Annotated in this window: 13 protein-coding genes; 7 read left to right on the top strand and 6 right to left on the bottom strand. The window is 68.5% G+C overall.

Annotated features, from left to right (window positions below; translation table 11 throughout):
* Nucleotides 1-47: 47 nt before the first annotated feature.
* Entirely contained in the window at nucleotides 48-716 is a 669-nt protein-coding gene (locus ASC87_RS06635) for a TetR/AcrR family transcriptional regulator (RefSeq protein WP_056658558.1), read from the bottom strand.
* Between the two features lie 134 nt (nucleotides 717-850).
* Here ASC87_RS06635 and ASC87_RS06630 point away from each other — a divergent pair, with 134 nt between their 5' ends.
* Nucleotides 851-1,879 (top strand): MBL fold metallo-hydrolase, encoded by a 1,029-nt coding sequence (locus ASC87_RS06630; protein ID WP_056658892.1) that lies wholly within the window; start codon nucleotides 851-853, stop codon nucleotides 1,877-1,879.
* Here ASC87_RS06630 and ASC87_RS06625 read toward each other — a convergent pair whose 3' ends face one another.
* Nucleotides 1,880-2,716, bottom strand: coding sequence for a helix-turn-helix domain-containing protein (locus ASC87_RS06625; RefSeq protein ID WP_056658554.1), 837 nt, complete (start codon nucleotides 2,714-2,716; stop codon nucleotides 1,880-1,882).
* 97 nt (nucleotides 2,717-2,813) lie between these two features.
* Between ASC87_RS06625 and ASC87_RS06620 the strand changes: the two genes are divergently transcribed.
* Genes ASC87_RS06620 through rraA form a run of 3 tightly spaced genes read left to right on the top strand, consistent with a single transcriptional unit; the run spans nucleotide 2,814 to nucleotide 6,336 of the window.
* Nucleotides 2,814-4,067, top strand: a complete 1,254-nt coding sequence (locus ASC87_RS06620) for an MFS transporter (protein WP_369820738.1) — start codon at nucleotides 2,814-2,816, stop codon at nucleotides 4,065-4,067.
* Nucleotides 4,064-5,779 carry a thiamine pyrophosphate-binding protein gene (locus ASC87_RS06615; RefSeq protein WP_056658551.1) on the top strand — a complete coding sequence of 572 codons (1,716 nt, stop codon included), beginning with the start codon at nucleotides 4,064-4,066 and terminating at the stop codon, nucleotides 5,777-5,779. The genes ASC87_RS06620 and ASC87_RS06615 overlap by 4 nt, the downstream gene beginning before the upstream one ends.
* Before the next feature lie 59 nt (nucleotides 5,780-5,838).
* The gene (rraA, locus tag ASC87_RS06610; RefSeq protein ID WP_056658548.1) at nucleotides 5,839-6,336 is read left to right on the top strand and encodes a ribonuclease E activity regulator RraA; all 498 of its coding nucleotides are present in this window, start codon (nucleotides 5,839-5,841) and stop codon (nucleotides 6,334-6,336) included.
* A gap of 70 nt (nucleotides 6,337-6,406) precedes the next feature.
* Here the strand turns inward: rraA and ASC87_RS06605 are convergent, their stop codons facing one another.
* Nucleotides 6,407-7,801, bottom strand: a complete 1,395-nt coding sequence (locus ASC87_RS06605) for a YopJ family acetyltransferase (protein ID WP_082568444.1) — start codon at nucleotides 7,799-7,801, stop codon at nucleotides 6,407-6,409.
* Nucleotides 7,802-7,980: 179 nt separating this feature from the next.
* The gene (locus tag ASC87_RS06595; protein WP_056658541.1) at nucleotides 7,981-8,865 is read right to left on the bottom strand and encodes a class I SAM-dependent methyltransferase; all 885 of its coding nucleotides are present in this window, start codon (nucleotides 8,863-8,865) and stop codon (nucleotides 7,981-7,983) included.
* A gap of 175 nt (nucleotides 8,866-9,040) precedes the next feature.
* Between ASC87_RS06595 and ASC87_RS06590 the strand changes: the two genes are divergently transcribed.
* The gene (locus ASC87_RS06590) at nucleotides 9,041-9,739 is read left to right on the top strand and encodes a helix-turn-helix domain-containing protein (protein ID WP_056658539.1); all 699 of its coding nucleotides are present in this window, start codon (nucleotides 9,041-9,043) and stop codon (nucleotides 9,737-9,739) included.
* A gap of 4 nt (nucleotides 9,740-9,743) precedes the next feature.
* Here the strand turns inward: ASC87_RS06590 and ASC87_RS06585 are convergent, their stop codons facing one another.
* A complete protein-coding gene (locus ASC87_RS06585; protein ID WP_056658536.1) occupies nucleotides 9,744-11,300 on the bottom strand; it encodes a hypothetical protein in 1,557 nt (518 codons plus the stop codon).
* A 137-nt stretch (nucleotides 11,301-11,437) separates the two neighbouring features.
* On the opposite strand from ASC87_RS06585, the gene ASC87_RS06580 reads away from it, so the two are divergent.
* On the top strand, nucleotides 11,438-12,274 hold the full coding sequence (locus ASC87_RS06580) for a class I SAM-dependent methyltransferase (RefSeq protein WP_235582084.1): 837 nt from the start codon (nucleotides 11,438-11,440) through the stop codon (nucleotides 12,272-12,274).
* A 100-nt stretch (nucleotides 12,275-12,374) separates the two neighbouring features.
* On the top strand, nucleotides 12,375-13,250 hold the full coding sequence (locus tag ASC87_RS06575) for an alpha/beta fold hydrolase (RefSeq protein ID WP_056658532.1): 876 nt from the start codon (nucleotides 12,375-12,377) through the stop codon (nucleotides 13,248-13,250).
* A gap of 7 nt (nucleotides 13,251-13,257) precedes the next feature.
* Here ASC87_RS06575 and ASC87_RS31635 read toward each other — a convergent pair whose 3' ends face one another.
* Entirely contained in the window at nucleotides 13,258-14,808 is a 1,551-nt protein-coding gene (locus tag ASC87_RS31635; RefSeq protein WP_157603875.1) for a hypothetical protein, read from the bottom strand.
* Nucleotides 14,809-15,142: the final 334 nt, after the last annotated feature.

Raw genomic sequence — 15,142 nt, 5'->3', positions numbered from 1 at the left:
GAGCAATATGTCACACCGGCCGAGGGCTGGGTACCCCCCATCTGCAATCAAAGGTAGGGGGCGGGTTTCCAGGAATTGGCGGACGGCCCCGTGTCGTGGAATCCGAGGAACATGTCGACGCAGTCGTCGAGCACGCGGGTCTGTTCGGCGGCGGACAGCGGTGGCTGGCCCAGGGTCAGCTGCGGCCAGAAGGCAAAGGCCTTCACCATCCCCTGCAGCTGCTGGGCGGCGTACGCGGGATCGACGGCGCGCAGCCGCCCGTCGGCCTGGGCCGCTCGCAGCCAGGTGACGAGCGCTTCCTCCTTCTCGGCCATGCGGCCCACGATGGCCAGCGCCCGTTCGGGGGCGTGCATCACCTCGGCAATGCCCACGCGCGCCAGGCTGATGAACGTGGCGTCGTTCAGCAAGGCCATCTTCTGGGCCATCAGCTCTCGCAACTGATCGCGCAACGGGCGGGTGTGGCTGTAGGCCACGCCGGTCACCGCCTGGCTGTGCTCGAACAGCTGGTGGAGGATCTCGGCGAAGAGCTCGTCCTTGCTCGGGAAGTGGTTGTAGACCGTGCGCTTGGAGACCCCGGCAACGGCGGCGAGCCGGTCCATGCTGGTGCCAGCGAACCCGTGCTGCCGGAACTCGTCGATCGCGGCCTGCACGATGGCCTCGCGCTTGCGGTCGGTGAGGCGGGCGGGGGCAGGGCTCGAGGGGGACTCAGAAGACATGCCAAAAATTCTACACGGGTGAGTTTACTTTCTTCGCGAGTAAACTACACTGTGCAGTGTAATTAATGGATTGCCCCGTGCCGAATCTCCGTCAAACCCGGGTCCTCGTGCCCAGCCTGCTGATCACCACGCTCATGGCCCTCTCCATCGCCTGCTGCCGCCCGTCGCTTGCTGCCGACGGCCCTGCCGCGTCCGATCACTTCGGTGACGGCCGGTTCCACAACCTCGCGCCCACCACCCAGCCCGGGTTCGGCGGCACGCTGAAGATCGTGTGGCGCCTGATGACGGACAAACCCGCCGATGCCGCCCCGGCCCGTCCCATCCAGGTGTTGCCACTGACCCAGGCCGATCTGCTGGCGGCGCCCGGTGCCAGCCTGTGGCGCCTCGGCCATTCGACGATGCTGCTCAAGCTGGACGGCAAGTTCTGGTTGACCGACCCGGTGTTCTCGGAGCGGGCGTCCCCGGTCGGGTTCGCCGGGCCGAAGCGGTTCCACGCGCCGCCCATCGCGCTGGAGAACCTGCCCGACATCGAGGCGGTGATCCTGTCGCACGACCACTACGACCACCTCGACCACGACGCCGTGCTGGCGCTGGCGCCCAAGGTGCGCCGCTTCCTCGCGCCCCTGGGCGTGGGTGACCGGCTCGTCGAGTGGGGCGTGCCGGCGGCGAAGGTGGAGCAGTTCGACTGGTGGCAGGGCGTCACGATCGGGAACGTGCAGCTGGTGGCCACCCCGGCGCAGCACTTCTCCGGCCGAGGGCTGACCGACCGCGACCGCACGCTCTGGGCGTCGTGGACCGTGATCGCCCCGGAGGCCCGCGTCTTCTTCAGCGGCGACGGCGGCTACTTCGACGGGTTCAAGGCCATCGGCGACCGCTTCGGCCCGTTCGACCTCGCGATGGTGGAGACCGGCGCGTACGACAAGGCCTGGCCCGACGTGCACATGCAGCCGGAACAGAGCCTGCAGGCCCACCTCGACCTGCGCGGGCGCCAGATGATGCCCATCCACAACGGCACCTTCGACCTGGCACTGCACCCGTGGACGGAACCGTTCGAGCGCATCCTCGCGCTGGCGGCGGAGAAGGGGGTGTCCGTCAGCACACCGCGCATGGGCGAGCGCCTGGACCTGCTTGCGCCCGCCGCGGGCCAGGCGTGGTGGCGCTGATCAGCTGAAGAATCGGCTGGGTGGCGCGCCCACGGAGCGGCGCACCATCGCCGTGAACGCGCTGGGGCTCGCGTAGCCCAGTTCGGCGGAGATCACCGCCATGGGCAGCTTGCGCGCGGCCATCGCGAGGGCCTTCGACAGCAGCACCTGCTGGCGCCACTGCAGGAAGGTGGAGCCCAGCTCGCTGCGGAAGAGCCGCGCCACCGTGCGCGGGCTGGCGCCGATGCTGCGCGCCCATTCGTCGAGCGTGCTCCAGCGCGACGGGTCGTCGATGACGGCCTCGCACAACGCCAGCAGGCGCTTGTCGTGCGGCAGATCCACGCCGAGGGGCACCGGCTGCGCGCGGCGCAGTTCGTCGAGCACGAGCATGCTCAGGTGGAATTCGCGGTCGGTGGGTGCCCGTTCGCCGGGTTCCACGGTGAGCTGCATCACCAGCTCGCGCATCAGGCTCGACACCTCCAGCACCCGGCATTCGCGCCATGGTGAGTCGGGTGCCGCGGGGCCGTCGGGGCCGCAGTGGTGCTCGTCCTGGAACAGGTAGATGGTGCGCAGCTCGGCGTCTTCCAGCACGCTCACCACGTGTTCCACGCCCGGGGGAATCCACACCGCCCGGGACGGCGGCACGATGTACGAGCCCCGGCCGGCCGTCAGGCGGATCACGCCCGTCATCGAAAACGCCACCTGGGCCCACGGGTGCTGGTGCGGGTCGATCCGGGTGTCGGCCTGCAGCTTGCGGCTCTTCGCGCGCACCGGGTGCTCCCGCGTGGGGGTGAACTGGTTCGGGTCCACCGGTGGCACGCTGGCGCGGTGGCGGTCGGCTGGGGCAGGGCGGGCCATTGGCAGGATCTCGATAGAACTTGACGAGTTATCGTAACCCGGACGTGCCGCTGGCGCCTAGAGTCCAGCAATCCCCTTGATTGGTTCGACCATTCGCATGTCCTCTTCCGCTACCGCTGCCCCCTTGCGACAGGATGCCCGCACCATCGGCCTCATCGGCCTGGCGCACGGGTCCTCGCACTTCTTCCACCTGATGCTGCCGCCGCTGTTCCCGCTGTTCATCCGGGACTTCGGGCTGAACTACGCCCAACTGGGCCTGCTGGTCTCCACCTTCTTCGTGATCTCCGGCGTGGGCCAGGCGCTGTCGGGTTTCCTCGTGGACCGCGTGGGGGCGCGGCCCATCCTGTTCGCTGCACTGAGCTGCTTCGTGCTCGGGGCCATCGCCACGGCCACGGCGAATGGCTACCCGGGGCTGTTCCTGGGCGCGGCCCTGGCCGGGCTCGGCAACGCGTCTTTCCATCCGGTCGACTTCACGATCCTGAACAAGCGGGTCTCGCAGCCCCGGCTCGGCCACGCGTTTTCGGTGCACGGCATCAGCGGCAACCTCGGGTGGGCGGCCGCGCCGGTGTTCCTGGCGGGCCTGACAGCGGCCACCGGTTCGTGGCGCATCGCGTCGGCCAGCATGGCCGGCTGGGCGGTGTTCGTGATGGCCGTCCTGTGGTGGAACCGCGATGCCATCGACGACAGGGCAGGGGCCTGGGCCCACGAGGGTGGGGCGAAGGCCGGTGCCGCCGCGCGCACCGAACACCCGCTCGCGTTCCTGCAACTGCCGTCGGTGTGGTTGTGCTTCTCGTTCTTCTTTTTCTCCACCTGCGCCCTGAGCGCGATCCAGAGCTTTGCGAGCCCGGCGCTCAAGAGCATGTATGGCCTGCCGTTCGAGGCCACCGCGTTCGTGGTGACCGGCTACATGCTGTTCGGTGCGGCCGGCATGGTGGTGGGCGGGTTCCTGGCCGCCGGGGCGGACCGCCTGGAGAAGATCATCGGTTCGTGCCTGCTGGCGTCGGCCGTGCTGCTGTGCCTCGTGGCCACCGGCGTGTTGCCCGGCATGGTGGCAGCCGGCGTGGCCGCGGTGGCCGGGTTCGGCACCGGCCTCGCGGGCCCGTCGCGCGACATGCTGATCAAGCAGGCCTCGCCCCCGGGGGCCACCGGCCGTGTGTACGGCACGGTCTACTCCGGCCTCGACCTCGGATTCGCGCTGGCCGCGCCCATCTTCGGCTCGCTGCTGGACCATGGGGCGGCGAGCGGTGTGTTCTACGGCTCGGCGCTGACGCTGGCGCTCGGGGTGTTGTCGGCCTCGTTGGTGGGGGCGGGGGTGGCGCGCCGCCGCGGGGGGCTTAAAGTGGCCGCATGACACACGCCACCCCGCTGAACCGACCGGCCGGCCACCTCCTGGTGGAGGCCTTGATCGCCCAGGGCATCGACACCGTCTTCGGTGTGCCGGGCGAGAGTTTCCTCGCCGTCCTCGACGGTTTCCATGAACACCGCGACCGCATCCGTTTCGTGGCGTGCCGCCAGGAGGGTGGGGCGGCGTTCATGGCCGAGGCCCAGGGCAAGCTGACCGGCCGTCCGGGGATCTGCTTCGTCACCCGCGGGCCGGGGGCCACCAACGCCAGCATCGGCCTGCACACCGCGTTCCAGGACAGCACGCCGATGGTGCTGTTCATCGGCCAGGTGGCCAGTGACCAGCGCGACCGCGAGGCCTTCCAGGAACTCGACTACCGCCAGGTGTTCGGCCCCGGCACGCTCGGGTTTGCGAAGTGGGTGGGGGAGGTGCACGACGCCGGCCGCCTGCCCGAGTACGTGGCGCGTGCCTTCCACACCGCGATGCAGGGGCGGCCCGGCCCGGTGGTGCTGGTGTTGCCGGAAGACATGCTGACCCACCTCACCACCGCGCCAGTGCTGCCGCGCGCCGAACCGGCCACCGCGTGGCCCGCCCCGGGTGCGCTGCGCGACGTGCGCCGCCTGCTGCTGGCATCCCAGCGTCCGTTCGTGATCGCCGGCGGCAGCGGCTGGGACGGTCCCGCCTGCCAGGCCCTGGAACGTTTCGCGGAAAACTGGCAGTTGCCCGTGGGCTGTGCCTTCCGCTTCCAGGACGTGTTCGACAACCGGCACCCGAACTACGCGGGTGACGTGGGCATCGGCATCAACCCGCGGCTGGCCGAACGGGTGCGTGCGGCCGACCTGATCCTCGCGGTGGGGCCGCGGCTCGGCGAGATGACCACCGGCGGCTACACGCTGCTGAAGGCACCGCGCCCCGACCAGCAGCTGATCCACGTGCACGCCGGCCCCGAGGAACTGGGCCGGGTGTACGCCGCCGACCTGATGCTGCAGGCGTCGATGCAGAACGCCGCGAAGGCGCTGGAGACCCTGGCGGCGCCGGTGACGCTGCCGTGGGCCGACTGGACGGCCGCCGCCCATGCCGACTACGAAACCAACCACGCCACCCATGCCGTCGAACCGCTCGACATGGCGGTGGTGATGAAAACCGTGCAGCGCCTGGCCCCGGCCGACACCGTGTACACCAACGGCGCCGGCAACTACTCGGGCTGGCTGCACCGATTCGTGCGGTACCACGGGCTGCAGCACCACGGCCGCACGCAACTCGCCCCCACGGCTGGCGCCATGGGCTACGGGGTGCCGGCGGCGGTGGCCGCGGCGCTGCTGTACCCGGAGCGCACCGTGGTCAACATCGCAGGCGACGGCGACTTCCTCATGACCGGCCAGGAACTGGCCACGGCCACTGGCTACGGCGCACGGCGGCTGGTGTGCATCGTGGTGGACAACGGCACGTACGGCACGATCCGCATGCACCAGGAGCGCGAGTACCCCGGCCGCGTGAGTGGCAGCGACCTGTTCAACCCCGACTTCGCGGCGCTCGCCCGGGCATTCGGCTGGCGGGCCGACACCTTGGACACCACTGCGGCGTTCGAACCGGCCTTCGCCGCCGCCTTGTCCAGCGGGCAGCCCACGCTGCTGCACCTGCGGCTCGACGCCGACGTCAGCACCAGCCGCACCACGCTCACCGCCATTTGCCAGGCCGCGCAGGCCCGCCGGGTGGGGTGAGGCCCGATGCCTACAATGCCACCGACGTCTCCGAACGATCCTCAGGAAGGCTCCATCGCATGACCACGAACTTCGCGACCTGCGACTTCTGCGACACCCACAAGGCCACCTCGGACGACACCTTCCGCGTGCTGCCCCCCGTGTTCCACGACTACGGGCAGCGCCGCAAGTTCTCGGGGCAGGTGACCACGGTGAAGTGTTTCGAGGACAACTCGCTCGTGAAGGCCGCACTCGAGTCCCCGGGTGACGGCCGTGTGCTGGTGGTGGACGGTGGCGCCTCGCTGCGCCGTGCGCTGATTGGCGGCAACATCGGCGCGGCCGCGGCCAGGAACGGGTGGGCGGGCGTGGTGGTGGACGGCTGCGTGCGTGACACCGCCGAACTCGCGGTGTGCGACGTGGGCATCCGCGCGCTGGCGCTGATCCCGCTGCCCACCGAGCGCCGCAACGAAGGCCAGCGCGACGTGGCCGTGAAGGTGCAGGGCGTGTGGGTGCGCCCGGGCGACTGGCTCTACGCCGACGAAGACGGCATCGTGGTGTCGGCCTGTGTGTTGACCTGAACGTGGTGACCTGTGCATTGAACGTTCAGACCCTGCCTTGGTCGAACGCGGCCAATCTGTCGATGCGCCGTCAGATGTCCGCCATGAACGGCAACGTAGCAGGGTTTGGTCCCAGTGTGCGCTTGTAATAGAGTGGGTCGATCACTTCAGGGACTCCTTGAAATCGAAGTGCGTGGTCAAACGGTGCAATGAACTCCTGGACATCCGTGTCGGGCAGGTTCGCGAGATAGTGCATGGTGCGATCGATGTACTCGAGTCGCTTCTTCTCGATTGACGTACTCACGGGGGACGTTTTGGACTGGACTCCGCGAACCATGCGCTGCCGTCCCTGTGTCGTGACCGGATCCTCATGGCGAATGGTCCTGTGATCGGCATATCGCACGGCCAATGTCTGCCCCTTCTTGTTGACGGCATGGGCAGCTGCCGACGGATTCTTTTCACGCCAGTGGTTGAGGGTGGTCTCGGACTGCGAGTGCTTGACGAAGCCAAAGGGCAGAACGTCCTTGCCCTCGATGATCTTGATGCCGCCCCGTTCGGCCAGCACTTGTGCAGTTCCCCCGTTGGCCGCCTTCATTCGGCCCTTGATGTTCTGCGCGTGCAGGGCCTCGAAATACTTGGGTTGATCAGCCATCTTTGATGCGGCAGACAATCCGAAGATGCGACAGTCGTTGTCGGACTTCATCGTGTCGAGCGCCAGCACCGTCACGGAAATCTTCTTTCCCAAGGGGCTGTTCTGCACGGCCTTCAATATTGTCGGCAGCGCCACGTCACGCATCGCTATCTGCGCGTTCTCCTTGAAACCGAGCGGCTCCACCACCAGCACGGAAACGTTTCCCTTGCTGTCTTGCATTACATCGGCCACGACCTTGTGGGCGGAAAATCCCGGCATGGTGAACATCACCCGCTCGTTGTAGGGCTTCGCCTTTTCGTACCATTTGGGCTCCGGCTGCGGCTTGTTTTCAAGCCATTGCACGAGTCCCGTTCCGGTGGGCAACACGGTCAGCTTCAAATTCGGCGTGCGCTTGTTCTCCGCTGCGACCATGATGGGCAACATCGCGTGGTCAAAGTCATCGTCCATGGGCCCGGGCGACCAGTTCCCGGCAAGCAGCGTGGTGAAGTGCTGCCGAATGGTCTGGAGTTTGCTGAGCAACTCCTGCTTGCCCTCCGTGACCATGCTGGAGCGCGGCCGCGAGGTAGAGGGCAGGGCGCTGGGAACGTCCACGCTGGTCGACGGCCGTGACCCGCTCGCCCGAGCGGTCGGCGGGATGCCGAGGTTTTCGGCGCGGGTTTTGTCGTTCCTTCGGATTACGGGACTTCTCGTCAGCGTCCGGGGTTTCAGCCCCGCGAGTTCACCCTCATGGTGTCCGCCGGAACTCGAGGAAGGCGCCTTGGAGGTTTGCGCATCCACTTGTTCTTGCCGCGGTTCCTTGAACGTGGACTTGCCGAGGCCGATGGGGTTCAACATGCTTCTTCGGTTGGGGTAGTGGAGGCAGCAGAGCGATTGGTACACGACGGCGTGGGTCGCGTTTCATCCTGCGCGAAGCCGCGGCACGCGGAACGAACTCCGCGAAACACTGGGGGTGAAGGTGCCGGCGGAATGCACGCGCGCCGCACGCGTGCGTTTGGCGGCCGCGCGCTGGTGTTTCACGCCGTCCCCACGCCGACCAGCATCTCGCACGGACCCACGAAGCCGTCCTTCGTCTCGAACTGGGTCAATGCCGCCTCGATGTCCAGCCAGACCTGCGCACGTTGATGCTCATCGAGCCCGGACATCATCTGGTGCAGCGCACCGAAGGACTCACGCTCGAACCGCACGCACTCGGCTGCACTCGGCAGCTTCACCGGCGAGGGGACGCGCTGGACCGCGATGTCCTTGAATCCCGCTTTCGCGAACGCGGCCTCGAGCACGCCCGCGCCGCCCAGGGAGAACGGCCCGGGCTGGCCCGGAAGGGGCGCCGGCAACTGGGCGCGCTCGCGGATGATCTTCACGGGGATCGAGAAGAAGGCATTGCAGTCGGGCGTCGAGTAGACAATCGCCGCGACGCGTCCGCCGGGCTTCAGCGCGTGCTTCATGCCGGCGAGTGCGCGTTGTTGGTCGGGAAAGTAGATGAGTCCCACGCGGCTGATGGCCGCGTCGAATGATGCCGCCGGCAAGCCCGTGAGCGCCTCGCCATCGATTTCCTGCGTGGCGACGATGCCGCCGAGGCCGGCAGCTTGCGCGTCGCGCTCGGCATACGCCAGCAGCGCCGGTGCGATGTCGGTGGCGAGCACGTGGCCGCCAGCGCCCACGCGGCGCGCCGCAGCGAGCGACTGCTCGCCGGCCCCCGCGGCCACATCGAGCACGCGGCATCCGGGGCCCACACGCGCCACCTCGAACATCACCTCGGTGGCATCGGCCAGCCAGCTGCCGATGAACGGGCCCCACCGGTGCCACGCCTCGGCGGCGTTTTGCCACTGCGCGCGGGTCGTGGTCTTGAATTTCTCTGCGTCGAACGCGGCCGGCGCGGAGGGTTGCAGTACGGTGCTCATTTGGATGTCTCCTGTTGTCGAAGCCCGCCGGGTATCGGCGGATGGAGAAACTTTGGTTCCAGACGGACGGTCGCGCCAGTCCAGAAATTGCACCTGGCGCACTACGCACCCGCTCTCGACGGCCAGTCCAGAATCTGGACTGGCGCACCCGCCTTGCGTCCTGTAGTCTTGGGTCATGATCGACTACGGCCAGTTCTGCACGGTCGCCCGCGGCGCGGAGGTGTTCGGTGAACGTTGGACGCCGTTGGTCGTGCGCGAGCTGCTCTGTGGCAGCACGCGCTTCAACGACATTCGCCGCGGCCTGCCGCGCATGTCGGCATCGCTGCTGACGCAGCGGCTGCGCAGCCTCGAGGAGACCGGTGTCGTCAAGCGAGTCGCCGGTGCGGCCGGCGGGCCTGCCGAATACCATCTGACCGGCGCCGGCGAGGAGCTGCGCCCGCTGGTCATGGCGCTGGGCGAGTGGGGCGCGCGCTGGATCGGCAGCCGCCTCAAGCGCGGTCAACTCGACGCGGGCTTCCTGATGTGGGACATCCGCCGCTTCGTGCATCTCGACGAGTTCCCGCGCGACCGTTCGGTGCACATCCAGTTCCGCTTCACCGACGCGCACGCCGGCGAGCGCCGCTGGTGGCTCGTCGTCGAGGGCGGGAGCGCCGACCTGTGCCGCGACGACCCGGGGCCTGAACCCACCCTGGTGGTGGAGTCCACGGTACTGGCGCTCACCGAGATCTGGACCGGCGACCGCGATGCCCTCGACGCCGTGGAAAGCCGTGCGGTGCGCGTGCGTGGTGCCGCGCGTGACGCACGCGATTTGTGGCGCTGGCTCGGGCGCAGTGCGTTCGCCAATACGCGGGAAGCGTCCCGCGCGGAGAGGTGACGACTCAATCGTCCAGTGCGTCCTCGACCAACGGTTCCAGCGCGGCTCGCGCGTCGGCGGGGAGTTGCGCGGTGAGCGTGTTCACCGCATCGATCACCTCGTCGCGTTCCAACGTGTCGAGGAATCTGTTCTTGCGGTTCAGCCCGGCGATCACCTCGAGGAAGTCAGAGATCGCGCGGGTGACCACATCGGCGTAGGCGGCGTCGTCCACACGGACGGCTTCAGCCTCGCGCACCTGTCGCAGCGCAGCCACGTAGGCCGTGTGCGTCTTCTTGACCGCAGCGGCCGGAATGCCTTCGCGGCCATCCCAGTGACGCAGCGGGTTGTCGAGGTTCTCCGCGAGCCATTCGGGCTTGCGCGGCTTGCTCACCGACAGATCCACGCGCGGCACCTTCTTGTAAGCCTTGCGTACGGCGGCCGCGACTTCCGCCGGCACGCTGTCCAGGCTCAGGCTCGTCAGGGTCGCAAGCGTGTCGGGTGCGGGGAACTCGTGGGCGGCGTAGCCGAACAGGTCACACAGCCACAGCGATTCCAGCTTCGGCAGTTTGGACAATGACGCCAGTCCGGTCAGTGTGCCGGGGGAGCCGAACAGATGCAGATACTCGATGTTCGGGAAGGTGTGGGCCACGTCGTCGAGGTCAAGCGTGTTCACCTTGTCCATGCGCAGCCCTCGCGCCTGGTCGAGCCCGTGCAACGGCGGCACGGCACCGGTGGCCCGCACCGAGATCCAGCGCCCGTTCTGTTCGGCCACGACCTGCAGGGGCAGGGGGGCATCGGTGGCGCCGACGGTGTTGACCGCGCCTTTGCCGTGCACCACCAGCGTGGCCATGCTCTTCGGCAGCACCAGCCGCTCGAGCCCGTCGATGTCGATGACGAGCCGATCGAGGTGTGTGCCCGAGAGGTCGATCTCGCGCTGGCCATGTTCGAGCAGCGACAGCTCCGAGACCAGCGGCGCGGATCGCAGGAAGGGCACCAGGTCTTCGCGCCATGCGTGCAGGAAGACCTGGTACAGCGCCGGCCAGGCCCGCAGTGACGCCATGCGGAAGTCGCTGGCAATGCGGTAGGCCGCGTCGTCACCGAAGCGCTCGGTGCGAATGCGCGTCTGCATGGGCTCGCCGCTTTGCTCGTTCACGAGCCCCGGGATGGACACGGTCTCGTCGCTGTCGAGGCTGGCCTTGAACGCCGCCGTGAGCTCGGTGGGCAGCGTATTCCACCACCGCTGGCGGGCGACGTCATTGTCGAAGTCCCAGCCACCATAGCTGCGCGATTCAGTGGTGCCACGCACAGGCAGCTTGCCAATCGCGCGGAATCGTGAGGGTGCGGGCAGCTGCACGTTCTTGACCATCTCCTGCGCTTTCCAGAACATGAAGTTCTTCTCCAGGCGCGGCGCTTCGGTCACGTCGCCCAGGGTCGGCATCTGCTCGCCGGTCCAGTCCAGCAGCGCCACCGTGACCTTCTGGTTCTCGACGTCGGCGGCCACGACCTGGCACGCCCCGAACCGGCCGATTCGTTCGATCGGAAATCCCAGCACGTCGCCAGGCGACGGCATCTGTTCTGACATGGATGTGGTCCTCGGTGGAAGGCGGCGCGCTCCGCGCCGGAGCCGGTGAGTCTATAGGGCCGGGCGTCCGTCGCGCCCCGGCGTGGCGGCGCGAAGTGCGGTGATGTTCTATCCTGTGCCAGATGGAACGCGACCACGTGTCACCCTCCGAGCCTCGCGGCCGCCCTGTGTCCATCGTGGACGCCTGGCGGCGCTACGACCACGACGAGCAGCGCCTGTCGGCGCACGTCAGCGAGCGCATGCTCGACCTTGCGGGCCTGCGGCCCGGGGCCCGGGTGCTGGACATCGCCACAGGGCGTGGCGAGCCGGCGCTGCGTGCCGCGGCCCGGGTGGCCCCGGACGGTTTTGTCGTGGGGACGGATGTGTCGGACGACATGCTGGATTTCGCCAGGGCACGGGTGGCCGCCGAGGCCGTGACGAACCTGGCCATCGTGGTGACTGGCGGCGAGGCCCTGGCCGGCGTTCCGGAGCAGGCGTTCGACGCCGAGTTGTGCCGCTGGGGTTTCATGTTTTTCGAGCACCCTGGCGAGGCGCTGGCCTCGGCACGACGTCGCCTGAAGCCAGGTGGCACCCTGGTCGCGGCGTTGTGGGCGTCGCCCGAGCATGTGCCTTGGTGGTCCATGCCCCGGGAAGTCCTCGCAAGGCACGTCGGCCTGCCGCCGGTCAATGGCACGGCGCCGGGTCCCTTCCGCTACGCCAAGTCAGAGGCTTTTCGCATTGACCTGGCCGGCGCGGGCTTCTCGTTCGACCGAGAGGAAGAACTGGACACACCGCTCATGGAAGCCGCAACGCCCGGCGGTTTGGTCGAATGGTGCCTTGCCTTCGGGCTCCCCCGTGAACTCGCCGAGCAGCCGGAGTCGGTGCGCAAGGCGTGGCAGAGGGACATGCTGGCCGAGGCAGGGCGGCATCGCGGCGCGGATGGCCTGTATCGCCTGGGGGGTGTCACGCGCCTGGTGGTTGCGCGGGTGGCGTGATGGGCGGTGCTTTCGCATAGGGCGCCAAGAATCAGTCAGCGTCCGGGCACGTCCTTTGCCCGACAGGGCACTGCGCAGAGTGATGCGAACGGGAGATGCCATGGCGGAAGAAAACGCTGCGTCAGCCATCCGGCAACGACTTTCCCTGTCCATGGGAACCGAGTTGTCGTTCTTCACTGCAGGCGAAGCATCCAGGCCCGCCGTGCTGCTGCTGCACGGTACACCGAACTCCGCGTCGATGTTCCGGCAGGTTGCCGCAGCGCTGGCACAGGCCGCTTATGTCATCGCTCCCGATCTACCTGGTCACGGCGGGTCCGATGCGCTGCCGGGGGTCTCGTTCGCCGCCATCGGTCAGGCGATCTCCGAACTGTTGGACCGGCTGGCGATCGGGCGGCGATTCATCTACCTGCATGACTGGGGAGCGCCGGTTGGCTTGCAGATCGCCATGCAGGCCCCCGAGCAGGTCCTTGGCCTCATCGTCCAGAACGCCAACGCGCATCGAACGGGGTGGGGATCCGGGTGGGCCGCGACGCGGGCCTACTGGTCGGACCCGAACGCGGAGAACGAAGCGCTGGCCACGGCGCACCTGACCTTGGAGGGTACGCGCGATACGTACATCTCCGGCGTCCCTCCGGAGGTGGCCGAGCGGATCCCTTCCGAACATTGGCAAGAGGATTGGCGGGTGATGAACCTCCCGGGTCACATGGAAACGCAGCGAGCGCTGATCAGGGACTACGGGAACTACGCCGCCCGCTTCGCCGACATCGCCAAGTACCTCGAGCGCTGGCAACCCCCAGCCTTGATGGTCTGGGGACGGCACGATATCTATTTCGATCTCGCCGAGGTGATGTCATGGATGCGCGCGCTCCCGAGGATGGAAGCCCATGTCCTTGACGCCGGCCACCTGCTACTCGAGACGCATGCGGCCGCCGCCGCGTCGCTGATGCTCGACTTCATCAGCCGCACTCGACAGTGATGGCTTTTCAGGGCGTGAGCGTGCCGAAGGCCCAGCCGAGGGACAGCGAAGCGACCGGGGTGCCGCGTCCGCCGTCGCCCAGCGCCTGCATGCGCCCGATGCCGGCCTTCACCCGCAGGCGGTCCTTGGGCACGAGCCCCTCCCATTGCGCCCAGACCTCGCCGCTGGCGATCGCGCCGCCGCGCACGTCCACGCCGCCGCCGCCAGCGGCGCCCGCCAGGCCTTCGATGCCCAGGCGCATGCCGTTCATCCGCCGGGTCTTCGCCCCGACACCGACGAGGCCATACGAGAAGGCCCCGGCCTTGCCCCAGGCAGCGCTTCCCGCCTGCGCGGTGCCGTACCAGGTGCGGTCGAAGTCGCGGTTGAAGGACAGGCCCAGTCCGGTCACGCTGTCCTCGCTGCCGTCCTTGAGGTGGAGCTTGTGGAAGTGCGGCGTGGTGAGGTACCAGGCCGTCTCGCGCACGGTGCCGGTGAGGACCGAATACGGGGCGCGCGCGCGCGCCATGTCTTCCAGCGGCAGCGACAGCGACAGGCGCAACTGTTCCGATCGGTAGTGGCCGTCCGGTGCCGTCAGGTACGACGCGTCGGCGCGCAGCGTGGGCCCCCAGGGGGTGATCCAGCGCAGCGTCGGTCCGGCGCGCAGCAACCAGCCGCTGCCCGTGTCGACGTTGCCGCCGCCGCCCAGGCCTGCCGAGAGCTGGGCGCCAACGCGCAGGCGTTCGCCGAAGAGTCCCCAGTCGGCACCGGCATTGCCGAGGATCTCCATGTAGCCGTCCACGCCGCCCCCGGCCGCGCCGGAGGCCTCGAGACCCCACCAGCGGCCCGGCGCCGTGTAGCGGCGCAGGTCGGCGCCCGCCTTGTCGAGGCGGCCGGTCAGTGGCACGCCATTGCGCCTGCGGCTGCCGTGGCGGAAGTTCTCGGCGCCCGCGCTCAGCGCGAACTCGTCGAACTTGAGGCCGCTGCGGTCGTCGGCCCGGCCCGGCAGGCCGGCGTCCGTGGGCAGGAAGCTGAGGAAGCTGTGGGACCGCCCGACGACGACGGTCCACTGGGTGTCGCGGATGTTGCCGCTCGGGAAGGTCACGTGGGCCACGCCCAGGCCGGCGTACATCGGGCCGAAGGCGCGGCGCAACGACAGTTCGGGGCGCAGCATGAGCCCGCCCCCGGTGTTCGCGTTTTTCGAACCGACACCCCCGCCTGCTCCGGCGTAGAGGCCTGCCGCGAGATGCCACTGCGACGAGAGGAGCCGCCAGCGCCGTTGCGCCGTGACACCGACGGTGAACAGGCCGCCGTAGTCGCCCTGGGCCGCGGCATACACCGACGGGCCGAAGCCCCAGTCGGGGTTGACCGCGACCATGTAGGTGCCGCCCAGCAGCGCCGTGCGGTCGCCGTTGGGCATCCCGAGCGGTGTCCAGTTGAATTCGAGCGCGGCTTCACGGCGTTCCGGGAAGACGTGGCCCTGGGGCGCCGGGTCTGCCGGGGCGCCCATCGCCGCGCACGCGGCGAGGCTCAGGAGGGACGGGACGAGGACGTGGGGAAGGGATCGGCGGGGAATGTGCATCAGGACGGGGGCGGCAACGACGCGGTGGTTCTTCTTCTGGTTCGCCCATGGCCGGCTGCTGCAGGCAGCGTCGCGGGAGGCGACACGATGCGGCGGCTGCGGCTTCCACCCTGCAAGAAGGGCATCGCTTGAATGCCAGTGGCGCGAACGACCCAAGGTTGTAGCACGCCGGCTTTCGGGGCCGAACCCGAGGCGGGCGAAGGTGTCGGGTTTGACGCGAAAATCCAGCCGCTAGCTGTGAAGAGTCAAGAGGTTCTTTCGTGAAGTCGAGAGACGGCTCATTGGCGACTTGAGATTGATGCCGTGGTGCTGGCGGTGCCAGTTGTAGAAGTGG

Source organism: Rhizobacter sp. Root1221 (genome assembly GCF_001425785.1).
Lineage (GTDB): Bacteria > Pseudomonadota > Gammaproteobacteria > Burkholderiales > Burkholderiaceae_C > Rhizobacter.
The sequence above is the reverse complement of the archived record's forward strand: the minus strand, read 5'-3'. Positions and strand labels throughout refer to the sequence as shown.